At 44.1% G+C, this 13,090-nt stretch carries 7 protein-coding genes; 3 read left to right on the top strand and 4 right to left on the bottom strand.

Translation table 11 applies throughout. The features are described from left to right. Positions 1 to 4: 4 nt before the first annotated feature. The 4 genes from AC59IL_RS25240 to AC59IL_RS25225 form a co-directional block, all read right to left on the bottom strand. Positions 5 to 1,447 carry a RagB/SusD family nutrient uptake outer membrane protein gene (locus AC59IL_RS25240; RefSeq protein ID WP_496554990.1) on the bottom strand — a complete coding sequence of 481 codons (1,443 nt, stop codon included), beginning with the start codon at positions 1,445 to 1,447 and terminating at the stop codon, positions 5 to 7. A gap of 21 nt (positions 1,448 to 1,468) precedes the next feature. Then, complete coding sequence (locus AC59IL_RS25235; RefSeq protein ID WP_496554989.1) at positions 1,469 to 4,762, bottom strand: SusC/RagA family TonB-linked outer membrane protein; 3,294 nt, start codon at positions 4,760 to 4,762, stop codon at positions 1,469 to 1,471. A gap of 335 nt (positions 4,763 to 5,097) precedes the next feature. Further along, the gene (locus tag AC59IL_RS25230) at positions 5,098 to 6,378 is read right to left on the bottom strand and encodes a FecR family protein (protein WP_496554988.1); all 1,281 of its coding nucleotides are present in this window, start codon (positions 6,376 to 6,378) and stop codon (positions 5,098 to 5,100) included. A 96-nt stretch (positions 6,379 to 6,474) separates the two neighbouring features. Next, positions 6,475 to 7,035: an RNA polymerase sigma factor gene (locus AC59IL_RS25225; protein WP_496554987.1), complete on the bottom strand. Its 561-nt coding sequence runs from the start codon at positions 7,033 to 7,035 to the stop codon at positions 6,475 to 6,477. Between the two features lie 267 nt (positions 7,036 to 7,302). Between AC59IL_RS25225 and AC59IL_RS25220 the strand changes: the two genes are divergently transcribed. The 3 genes from AC59IL_RS25220 to AC59IL_RS25210 all read left to right on the top strand — a co-directional run bounded on the left by AC59IL_RS25220 (position 7,303) and on the right by AC59IL_RS25210 (position 13,042). Beyond that, entirely contained in the window at positions 7,303 to 10,107 is a 2,805-nt protein-coding gene (locus AC59IL_RS25220; protein WP_496554986.1) for a TonB-dependent receptor, read from the top strand. Between the two features lie 19 nt (positions 10,108 to 10,126). Further along, entirely contained in the window at positions 10,127 to 11,518 is a 1,392-nt protein-coding gene (locus AC59IL_RS25215; RefSeq protein WP_496554985.1) for a hypothetical protein, read from the top strand. Positions 11,519 to 11,605: 87 nt separating this feature from the next. Further along, positions 11,606 to 13,042: a metallophosphoesterase gene (locus tag AC59IL_RS25210; RefSeq protein WP_496554984.1), complete on the top strand. Its 1,437-nt coding sequence runs from the start codon at positions 11,606 to 11,608 to the stop codon at positions 13,040 to 13,042. Positions 13,043 to 13,090 lie beyond the last annotated feature (48 nt).

Genomic DNA, 13,090 nt, shown 5'->3' with positions numbered 1-13,090 from the left:
AAAATTAATAACCGGGATTAGGGGTTAAATTGGGGTTCAGTATAATATCGTTCGGATTGATTGGCCACAGTGACTTGTAGCTGCTCCAGGTAGCTCCTTTCAACGGCGCCACCACGGCCATTACGGCATCGATGGTGTTGGTTCTTTTCAAATCGAAAAAGCGGCTACCGCATTCTGTAAACAGTTCTACCCTTCTTTCTGCCGTAATAGCCGTGATCAGGTCGTCGCGGGTAGCGGCGGTCGTTGCCGGTAAACCGGCCCTTGTTCTTACCATATTTAAATCGCTTTGCGATCCACTGATATTTTCCTGGCGGGCCCGCGCCTCTGCTCGGATAAGATACATTTCAGCCAGCCGCAGCATGACCGTTTTTTCTTCTCCGCCTGTAGCCGATTTGTATTTATTGGGAAAGTAATAAGTAACTGCAGGCGTTGTTGCAGACGCTTCAACAGTAGTTGATCGTACCCAGTTGGTGAACCGGCTGTCATTGGCTTCAAAAGCATCGAGAAGCGGGCTGTTGATAGCCACCCCCACAAAATATGAAGCGGGCTCCTGGGGCGGTGTTAATGTTGCGGGCATAGCATTGTTATACATACTGTATTCATAGGTTCTTTCATCTGATACTGTTGCCAGCGCCCATATGGTTTCTTTACTGCCGGTTAAAAATGCCTTACTGATATCTTCCAGTTTATACGCATTGTTATTAATAAGAGCGGTGGCCTGCACTTCGGCACTGTCGTACCTGCCGGCATATAAAAAAGCCCTGGCCAGTAAGGCCGTAGCAACAGCCTGATTCGGTCTTACGCGATAGTTGGTTTTGCTTCCGAAACCATCTTTATAATCGGCGCTTAGTAAACTTTTCGCCATTTGGCAATCTGCAATGATCTGATCATACACCTCGCTTTTCGGAGCTCTTGCCAGTTTGCTGTTAACGGTAAAATCGTCTGTTAATGCCAGTGGTACATCTCCAAAAATATTTACCAGGTTAAAATACAGGAAGGCCCTTAAAAAATAACACTCGCCCAGCCATTGGTTTTTGTAATACAAAGTTGCCGGTGTGCTTTTTATCCCTTCTATTGAAGAGTTCACCACATATATTTTGTTGTAAAGATCATCCCAGTAACCTGAATTAGCGGTCGTAAGCGCATTTTTGTAAAAGACGAAGTTGGTGAGGTTGGTGGTAGATACCGGTTTCAGTTCGTCGGTAAATTGCCCTGTTAAAATGCCGAGGTTGGATGAAGGACTTCCTGAAAAAGGTCCTGACCCATTCAGCTGCAGATAACTGTCGGTTACAATGGCCGATACTGAATTGTCTGAAACAAAAGCATCGTCGCCTGCAATGGTACCTGCGGGCAGTTGTGTATTGCTGAGGTACTTTTCGCACCCTGTTATCAGCGTAAACGATAATGCCGCTATAATCAATGTATGATGAATATGGTTGAATTTCATTGTGTGTGAGTTTTCAGTTCTTTATAATGAAATATTGATGCCGGCCGTAAACACGCGCATAGGCGGAATTGTACCTGCATCCAGATTTTCAGGGTCAAGTCCGCCATAGTGCGATACAGTAAGCAGGTTTTGTCCCTGCAGGTAAACCGACAAATCTTTTATGTGTATCTTTTTAAGATAGCCGGGTTTCACAGCATACCGGATGCTTACATTCTGAAGCCGGGCATAAGTTGCGTCGCTGTAGGCGCCCGTACTTTCTTTAAAAAAGCTTTGCCGCGCCATACCAGTGAACAGGTCAGTACTCACTTTTGGCATGTCGGTTATGTCGCCAGGTTTTTGCCAGCGGTGTAACCATTCGGTACCGCCATTGATGCCCATAAAGCCAAACAGGTACCCGCTTTGGCCCAGAAAATTCTTTCCTTTCCTGCTTGTGTATACGATTGAAAAGTCGAATGAGAACTGTTTGTATGAAAACGAGTTTTGAAAACCGCCGTAATATTTCGGGGCCAGGTCAAGGAATTCGGTTTTGTCGGCATCGGTCAATCCACTTGTAAAATCATCTGTTTTTCCTTTGGCATCGGTAAACCTGAAATTACCTGTTTCAGGATTGATGCCATCGTATTTAAATAACCGTACGCCGGTCACCGGTTTATTGAGAACATATGCATCTGACAAATTCCGGTGTTCAGGGAGTTTTATCAGTTTACTGCGCGGTATTGACATATTGATGCGGGTTGACCAGTTGAAATCCCTGGTTTTAATGTTGGTGGTACTTAACGACAGTTCCCATCCACTGGTTCGTATAACCGCATCTGAATTGATTGGATATGATTTAAACCCGGTTACCGAGGGCAGCGACATATCGACCAGCTGGTTCGATGCTATATTCCGGTAAAAATTGCCTTCTGCATAAATTCTTCCTTTTAAAAAACCCAGTTCAACACCAATCTCAGAGTTCCTGTTTTTTTCCCAGCTGAGGTTGGGGTTCCTGAATGAAGAAGTAGTAAGACCTGTTTTTCCCTGATAAGTGCCGCTTTCAATGCTATAGGTTCTTAAATACGAAAAGTCGCCCACCGCATCCCCGCCAACTACACCGGTGCTGGCCCTTAATTTACCATAGCTTAAAAAAGACAAATGATCTTTTATCAATTTTTCATCGCTGAATATCCAGGCAAAGGCCACTGAACCAAAATTGCCAAACTTTTTTCCCGATCCGAACCGGGTACTGCCATCCCTTCGGCCATTGAGATTGATGATATATTTCTGGTCCCATGAAAATTTAGCCACGGCATGAAAACCGAGGCTCCTGTATGGCGTTTCGCTATAGGTAGCAGTTACCTTATTGCCGGCCGAAGGATTACTGAGCAAGGCATCGGATGCAAAATTTTCTCCCTGTATCTCGTCGGTATACGTTAATTTATTATCCACTATTCCCCCGGTCTTCAGGTCCAGATCTCCTTTGCTTCCTACCTTGATAGTATACTCGGCATAGGGCGAAAAAGTAACGGTGCGTACATCGTAATGATGGAATATACTGTGCGTTTCGGCAGCAGCATTTGTATAGGTAGGCGCCTTTGTGGTGGTAGGATATCCCATAAACTCCTTGCTGAAAATTTCGCTGTAGGCTAAAATGGAGCGAAGCGTTAGATTTTTTACCGGCTTGTATGAAATGGTAAAATTCGACAGCAGGTTATTCGTTACATTTTTATAGATTCTGTTTATATCATCGGCCAGATCGTTTGTACCAGTTTCCCAGTTGATGCTGCCATCGGGTAAAAACAAAGGCGTTGCATTGGGAGCAGCCAAAGCAATGGATGAAGAAAAGTCGGTTGGCACCATCGTATTCACGGCCGAAAGGAAACTGCCCGACAGCGCAAAGCTCAACTTATTGTTTGCTGAATTGGTGTTCAATGAAAACCGGATGGATCCATTTCGTGATTTTCCCCTGTGCCTTTGAATATTGCCATTATCTTTGAAGCTTCCGTTGATGAGATAGCTTGCATTTCGCGATCCTCCTGTATAATTAACGCTTGCATTGGTAGTTTGTGCACTACCGCCCAGCAGATCTTTTTTATAATCGTTGTACCTGTCTGCAGGCCAGGTACCGTTGAGATCTTTATCAAATGCCGAAACCGTAAGTCCATCATTCTTCAATGCTTCACGGCGCAATAGCAGGTATTGCTCTGTGTTCATCAGCTTTACGGTTGAACCAAGCACCGAAGCACCGGTATATACATTAGCACTAAGCGAAGATGCTTCACCTGCTTTGGCCTTCTTTGTGGTGATCAGTATCACGCCATATGCGCCACTTGAACCATATAAAGCGGTGGCATCAGCGTCTTTTAAAACATTAATGCTTTCGATATCCTGCGGATTGATAAAATTCAATCCGCTGCCGCCCTGTAAAAAAGGGTTGGTGCTATAGTTAGCATCGGTCGACATGGGCAATGTGCCACCGGGGTATCTTACGCCATCTACAACAATGAGGGGTTGCGGTGCGCCGGATTTAAAATTGGCCGCTCCCCGCATGCGCAGGTTAAAAGCACCATCGGGTTGGCCCGTAACCTGTTGCACAAACAATCCCGGAGCCCGGCCCTGCACAGCTTCGAGCACGTTATTGACCGGGTTCTTTTCAATATCTTTTGCTGTAATGGTGGTTACATCGCCGGTGTTCATGCGCTTGGTAGTAGTACCGTAGGCAATTACCTGTACCTGGTTCAATTCGTTGTTGCTTACCGTAAGAGAAAAAGAAAGATCTTTCTTCGCGATCATGGCAGCGGTTAATCTGATCTCCCGCGTATCGTATCCTACAAACGATATCACCATATGATCACCTTCTTTCGCTTCTATGGAAAATGCACCGCCGGCGTCGGTGCTGGTTGATCCTGAAGTTCCTTTAATTACAATGGAAGCGCCTTTTAACGGCGAACCATCGGCATCTTTTATGATTCCTGTAACAGGATCGGTTATTGACTGACCCGATACAGTTGCTACCGGTTTTGATACAGGCGCCGGTGGAGCAGGCTGATGAAATATGAAAACCGTGGTATTCTTAATTGAAAAATCGAGTTGCTGCGAGTTGAGCACCTGTTTAAGAAACACCTCCAGCGCCATATTGGTTACATTAATGCTCTGCGGCTTTGTTTTATCGATCAGATCGCTGTTATACATAAACGTATAACCGGTTTGTTTTTTTACTGCGCGGAATATTTCGGGTAAGGCTACATTTTTACCGGAATAGGTTATGGTTTGCGAGCGCACACCGGCAGACACATGCAGGGCTGCTGCGGTTAATAAGATAATAGTTAGTTTCATAGCTAACAGTGTTTTGGTGCTGAGACTCCACCCGGAACTTCGACTCCGCTCTGTCCTTCGACTCCGCTCAGGATTGTCAGGGCTGAAGCTACGGCAGGCACATGCAGTTTTTTGCATACTTTTGATTTGTTTGGTTGATAATAAGCAGTCTGTCAGGACTATTTGTTTCAGAAAATCCAAACGCCGGCCAGGAGTGTTCGTAGCACTACTGGCTTTTGTTTAAACAGATTTATAATTAACCCTTGCGGTATATTTTTAATGTGCGATTAGTTTAAGACATAGGAATCCTGCCTGATTTTGGTTCAGTTATTTTCATCCGGCAGCAATGATTTCAATTATTGAACGGGCTTTGAGGCAACGATCAGTTTTTTCCCTTCGATTCTGAATTGAACGCCCATTTTATCAAATCCTTCGAGTACCTGCGATAATTTCAGATCTCTTTTCATTTCTCCTCCAAAATTTAAATCGGGCACCCCTTTTTCATATACTACTTCCACATCGTACCAGCGCGATAACTGTCGCATCACTTCTGAAAAGCTGGCACGGTTGAACGAAAAGGTTCCGTTTTTCCAGGCCATTACTTCCTCTGTCTGGACTGGGATGGGGTTGGATATTTGGGATGATTGGGATATGGATACCTGCTCGCCGGGCTTAATTATTACTGATGCAGCGTCTTTTGACACCTTTACAGATCCTTCGAGTAATGTTGTTTTGATTGCCGGTTCATCATCATAAGCATTGATATTAAAATGAGTGCCCAGTACCTGTACACGGCCCCAACGGCCTCCCCGACGGCCTCCCCCGGCCCCTCCGGTGGAGGGGAGAATGTCAACAGCAAAAGAAATTTTTTGGCCTCTTTTATCAACGGCTTTGTTTACTTCAAAATAAGCCTCGCCACTTATTTCAACCCTTCTTTCATTGCCGGTAAATGCTGTAGGATAAGTTATAGAAGAAGCCGCATTCAGCCATACCCGCGTTCCATCGGGTAATATCACTTTATATTGTCCGCCGCGTGGTGTGCTCAGCGTATGTTCTTCAATCTCATTAGAACTGCCTTTATAATCAAGTTGTCCGTTTAGGTTGGTAATGCTGAAATTTGTCTGTTGAACAATATTTCTGTGGGCACTGTCGAGCAAAATTTTTTCACCACCGGCAAGCGTTAAAACAGCCCGGTCGCTTCCGGGCAGCGCGTCGGCGGGTACGGCACTTTTCACAACAGCCGGTGAAACTGGCTTTTTTCCGGCGTTATTCTTCATCCAAAAAACAACAACAGCTATAATTACTACAAAGATGGCAGCGGCCCGCCCCCAGAACAGCAACCGGCTACGCATATACTTTGGCTTTTGGGGTACCGTAGCGTCAACTACCGAAATTTCACCCTGCGCAAAAACTTTTGCTCTGAACTGTTGCAATGCCCGCTGAAGGTTTTCCCGGTCAAGCCGAAGTTTCAGGTATTCAACCAGTTCCCGATCGTTGTTTACCTGATTAAAAATGCCTTCTGCATCAGCCGACTCACTGAGCCAGCTGTTTAACAAAGCCTCCTCTTCACCGGTTAGCGGTTGCTGCTGGATTTTTTTGTAAATTATTTTGAGTATAGGCTCGTTACTGGAACTCATAAAGCGTTGATATAACAATAATATTTACTATAACCGGTCTGATTCGCATCGCTCACATCAGATAGTCAACCGAAGAATGGATTTCATCACAAAAAATTAATAAAAAAATAGCGACACTATAATGCGCAGTTCTGAAAGTCCTTTTTTCACCACTAAGGTGCGGATGGTTTCAATGGCCCTGGCCTTATGATTTCTGATATTATTGGGTGTAAGCTGCAGGCGTTCGGCAATTTCATGGGTATCGAGTTGCTCCAGAAAAATCAACCTGATGATTTCGGCCTGCCGGGGCGGCAGCTCCAGTAATTGCTGGTATATTTTATTAAAGATGTCTTCCTGCATGAGTACCTGTTCCACCTCATTTTCGGTAAGGGGCGCTTGTTGCAGCAGGTCGTTTTCACGGCCTGCCTTCATCTTTTCGCGTTTATTAAAATTAAAGCACCGGTTGCGCACCATTTGAAACATATAGGCTTCGGTACTTTGAGGGGTTACTCCTTTATCGCGCACATTGATCCAGAAATTCATGAGGGCTTCCTGAGTTATATCTTCTGCCTCTTCTTTATTACCGCCTGTTAGTTTAAGGGCAAAAAAACAAAGCCGGCTAAAGTATTGCTCAAAGACAATTTCCATAGCAGTTTCATCACCATTTGCGATTCGCAAAAGCAATTCCTTTTCATCATATGATTGGAGGCTGGTCAATCTGCGGTATTTACAATTAGTGCGGTGATAAAAATAACAAAAAAATAATGAGGCTAAAGGATAACACCTTTATTAAAAATGCTAAAACTGTTTTTTGTACAATTCTGAAATGATCCTGAATTTTTAATTACCCTGTCATTACTAAAGTTTTACCAATTGGCTAAATCACAGCAGGATCGCGTTTCGAATTAAAAAAAAGTAAACTTTTGGGGCCTAAATAGCGTATCAATGTATTCACCAAAAACTAACTGTATTAAACCGGTCATACTGCTGGTTTTTATACTTCTTTGTACTATACTATCTTATTCACAGGCTATAAAAGGTACAGTAACGGATGCAAATACCGGCGAGCCTTTATCGGGCGCTACCGTATGGCTTAAAGAAACCGGTAAAAAGCAATTTGTTCCGCTCGACGGCAACTTTACTTTCAAAAATATGACTGCCGGAGATTATGAGCTGGAAATAAGCTATGTTAATTATAATACCCATAGCGAAAAGGTAACGGTTCATACCAGCCAAACCACCAATATAAAAGTGGCGCTTAAACCCAAAATAGCTGAATTGTACAGCGTAATTGTTGTTGGCGGCGGTTCAGACGGTGATAAAAACATCAGAGAACGGGAAAGAAATTCGAATCAGTTAGTGAATGTTGTTTCGGCAAAAAATATTGAATTGCTGCCCGATATAACCGTGGCCAATGTAATGCAACGGGTAAGCGGCGTTACTATTGAAAAAAACAGCGCCGGCGAAGCCCGCTACCCTATCATTCGCGGCATGGAAAAAAGATATATCAATACGCTTGTAAACGGCATTAAAATACCCAGCCCCGATAATAAAAGCCGTTTTATTCCCCTCGATCTGTTCCCGGCAGAATTACTCGAAAGACTGGAGGTAAGTAAAAGCCTTACCCCATCTATGGAAGGTGATGCTATTGGCGGCACTATTAATCTGGTAATGAAAGATGCACCGGCCAATAAATTGATACAGGCCAATATTTCAACAGGGTATAATAATATTTTTAAACAACAATCTTTCCTGCGCTTCCCGCATACAGGTATCAACAAAAAATCGCCTGCAGAAATAAACGGAAGAAGCTATGCGGCATCGCCCGACGATTTCCCCGTGAGTAATTTGAATTATTCTACTTTAAATAACCCGGTTAATACTGCAGCAGGTTTAACTTTCGGAAACAGGTTTGGCCGCGAAAAAAAACTGGGCATACTATTGTCGGCAAGTTATCAGAATATATTCAGCGGCAACCAATCAACGTTATTTATTCCCAATGCCCAACCGGGGCTCGACAACATACCTCAGTTTTCGGACCTGTATTATCGCGAGTATTCTTCCCAAAATCAACGGCTGGGTGTAAACAGCAAGTTTGATTATAAAATAAATCAGCGTAATAAGATCTCCTGGTTCAACACTTATGTGCGCCTGACCACCTATCAAACACGTTATACCATGGATACCGCGTCGGCCTTAAATTCTCTGATAAATGAATCGTACAGGAGCACCTGGCAATATCAATCTATTTATAATTCTACGCTACAGGGCATTCATCAGCTTACACCCACGTTAACATTCGATTGGTCGGCCGGTTATTCTATTGCCAATAACCATATGCCCGACCTGGCAACGTTTACGCATCAATACCCGATATTAACAGATACAGTGAGCAAAAAAGTTACCAGGGGAACACCGGATATTCTTTCAGGCATGACGCGCACCTGGCTGCATAACAGCGATAAGGATCTGTCGGCCTATATAAATATCACCAAACAAATGAACTTGTTAAACAGGGCATTTGAATTAAAAGCAGGTGGTTTAATAAGAGATAAGAAAAGAAATAACTTTTATAACTACTGGTCACTAAATCCCCTATTAAATTCAAACAGTTCGATACAAACTTATACAACCATAAACGATGCCGTTTTTAGTTTTGCAGGATCAAGCGCCACCGCATCGTTAAACGGCAATAACTACACGTTTACTGAAGATGTGGCGGCAGGTTATGTACAGGGCAGGTGGCAACTGTTGCCCAAAATGGAATTACTGGGCGGAGTGCGCGTAGAACATACTTATCAGAAATATAATACAGAATTAGGCCCCGAGGTAGATGCCCGGTCAGGAAAAATAACGTACACCGATGTATTGCCTGCTGCACAGGTAAAATACCTGTTAACCAAAAACCAGTTGATCAGGTTGTCGTATTATAAAGCATTGGCGCGGCCTCAGTTTGCAGAGTTAATACCCGATGGGCCCGACAATTATGAAACGTTTAAGGAAAAGGGCAATCCTACATCATTAAACCATTCTCTGGCCGATAATTTTGATCTGCGTTACGAACTATTTCACGGCAATGCCGATCAGGTACTGTTAGGTGTGTTTTATAAAAAGATAAAAGATCCCATTGAATACACTGCGGTTAAAGTAGGCGTTACCAGCCAGAACTTAATACCCACCAATATAGGCACAGCTACCAACTATGGTTTTGAAGCTGTATTCACCAAATATTTTGGCGCTTTTGGTATATCTGCCAATTATACCTATACGCAGTCGAAGGTTACCAACGACAGCATGCTGCTTTCGTACCGGGATGATGCGGGGATAAGAACATCAAAATATATTTCAGAAACAAGGCCTTTACAGGGGCAGGCCAATCACGTTGGCAATTTGTCGTTAATATATAAGAGTCATCGTATGGGCCTCGATGCCCAGCTGGCATTTGTATATACAGGAGAAAGAATTTCACTGGTAAGCCCTTATGCAGGATTGCATTACTGGCAACAACCCTATAAAGGCCTTGATTTTTCTTTCGAGAAAAGAATTTCGAAAAAGATCAATTTTTACGGCAAGTTCAATAACCTGACCAACTCCCCCGCCACCGGAAGTTTGCATATACCCTATAATACCTATATCGCATCCAGTGGTTCAAGTCCGCTGGCTTTGCAAACTGATACCGGCAAAAAAATAATTGTACAAAAAGATTACGTAAGAACTTCTTTCCTGTTTGGCCTGCGATTTAAATTTTAAAACAGCTTAATAACTTAATATGAAAAGATGTTTTTTGATCATCTATATGCTTTCTGCTTTTGTATTTGCTTCCTGCAAAAAAGTAGCCGATACAAAGAGTTTATGGAAGGCCGTTGTTACACCCGCTGCTCCGGTTAGCGATGCGGCCCCTTTGTGCGGTTCGATCAAAGGCACCATGCTGGCAGGAAAAACCTATACCATCGGGTGCGACGTTATTGTTAACCAGGGCGATACCTTAATGATACAGGAAGGAGTAACTGTTAATTTTACAGGGCCTTATGGCCTTGGTGTAAGAGGCTCGTTAATATGTTTGGGAACAAAAGATCACCCTAACTGGTTTACTTTTCCGGGTGTTACAAGAACCGATGCCCCCAACGCCAATCCCAAAAACGATCCTGCTTTAACCGGCAAATGGGTGGGCATTATGGGCGCTACTACCTGTCCGCTTATGGTTATTAAATGGACGCATATTGAATTTGGCGGTGTAGCCATGCCCGATACCAGTGCTGTTAAACAAATTTTCGCCAATCCATATCCCTTATTTTTTCAAAACCCGCACGGCATTTTTGTATTGGAAGATTCGTGGATGTATGGCAGTACCGACGATCCGTTGAGAATACTGGGCGGAAAAGTGGCTATCATGCGCAATACGTTTGAAAAATGCGGTAATACAGGTGGAGAAGCCATGAATTCCAAAGCCGGAACGATCGGCGATTTTGCCTATAACTTATGTGTGGGCATGGCCACCAATGGGCCCAAGTTATCGAACGCAGGCGCTATTGTGGGCGTGCCGGGATCGAATATGCGAATGTACAATAACACCATTGTTAATTGTGGTTATCGCAGGGCTGCCACAGGTCGCGGAGGATCTATCAATTTTGAACAGGATGCGGGTGGAATGGCCTACAATAATTTAATGGTAAACTGTAAGTTTGGTTTGCGTGTAGTACAAAACCCTATTGCCGATACCGCCAATTTATTTTACGGTTATAATTATACGTATACCGATTCGCAGTCTGTTGCCAATGTTATTTATCCTCCCATACCGGGAAGCGTGTGTATCACTAAAGCCATGCCTACAGACATTCCTGTTCCATCAACTTTTTTACCGGCAGGATGGAAGCCCGGCGATCCCTATACTGCACCCTCCTCTTTGCCGGGCGCCAACAATCCGCAATTTATCAATGGCCCGGTGCCTTTACCTGCCGGTTTAAATTTGCGTGATATTTTTATTGTGGGCAGTTACAATTTTGGATTAAAGCCAACCTCGCCCTGTATCGGCAAAGGATACACCGGTTTCACCGCAAGAAGAGATGTACCGATTGATCCTGTTTATGGCGCCACCGACATTACGCCGCCAGGAAAAGATATAGGAGCCTTTCAAAGTAACGGTACCGGTAATCAACATTAAGTTTATTAGTTGACAAGTTAACCGGTTAACCAGTTAACTTGTCAACTTTTCAACTTATTAACTCATCAACTCATCAACTTTACCTATATGAAACATTGGTTTCTTCTGTCCCTGGTGATACCGGCATTTAATACGGCATGGACTCAAAATGAAAAAAGCAATGAAGTGTTTGTTGTACGTCCTTATGTGCAAATAGGGGCCACGCCAACACCCGGCTCGCTTGATTTGCTTTGGCAGGATTTGGATAAACAGGCCGACTGGCTGGTAGAAACGAAAGCAAACGACAAAAGCGCCTGGACAAAAACCGAAGCGCCTACAGCAACTGAAATTGCAGTGTCTGGCATTTCTGCCCGCAAATTGTACAAAACAGCAATGACCGGCCTGATACCGGGCAGCACCTTCGATTATCGCGTGCTTAAAAACGGTAAAATTGTATTTACCGCGAAGGCGCGGGCACCCAAATCGGCCGGTCAATCTTTTAAGTGTGTAGTGTTTGGTGATATTGGCGCAGGTACAGCAGAAGCAAAACAGCTGGCCGGCCGGGCATTTTTATCTGGTCCCGATATGGTTGTTATTCCCGGCGATATCGTTTACGATCATGGTTTGATCTCAGAATACGACACAAGATTCTGGCCGGTGTACAATGCGGCAAAAGCCGATAGCGCCGGCGCTCCGATCATGTGTTCCGTTCCGTTTATTGCCGCACCCGGCAATCATGATACCGACACGCGCGACCTTGATAAATACCCCGATGGGCTTGCCTATTTTTTATTTTGGGATCAGCCGCTCAATGGCCCTTTGTGTAAAGAAGGCGGTCCGTTAGCGCCTGCTTTAAAAGCATCGGAAACCAGCCGTAATGCGTTTGTAAAAGCGGTCGGCAACGCGTATCCACGAATGGCCAACTTTTCTTTTAATTATGGTAATGCGCATTGGCTTTTTATCGATGCCAATCCTTACGTTGATTTCACCAGCAGGGAAATTACCGATTGGGTAACCAACGACCTTGCAGCTGCGAAAGATGCCACCTGGCGTTTTGTGGTATTTCACCATCCGGGCTTTAATTCGTCGAGAGAACATTTTGAACAGCAGCAAACGCGTTTATTGTCGCCCCTGTTCGAATCAGGCAAGGTAGATATCGTTTTTAACGGTCATGTACACAATTACCAGCGTTCGTACCCCATGCGATTTGTTCCTGATGACAATGGCACCTTACTGATCGGCGGCAAAGACAATAAGTCCATTCGCGGAAGAGTGGTGAATGGCCGGTGGACACTCGACAAATCGTTCGATGGCAAAAAAGATACAACACCCGAAGGCGTTATTTATGTTGTAACGGGCTCCGGTGGCCAGGAGTTGTACAACCCCGAGCAACAAAATGATCCTGATTCATGGCAACGGTTTACCGATAAATTTATATCATCCGTTCATTCATTAACAGTAGTTGACATAAACAGCAAAACCCTCACATTGAGCCAGCTTGCAGCAGACGGCACAATACTCGACGCCATTACCATTACAAAATAAGTATTGATAAGCAAGGTTGGCTTATGTACATGTAACAAACAAAAAGAA

The sequence above is a fragment of the Niastella sp. sgz303648 genome, from assembly GCF_059587045.1.
This window is presented reverse-complemented; position numbering and strand designations above follow the sequence as displayed.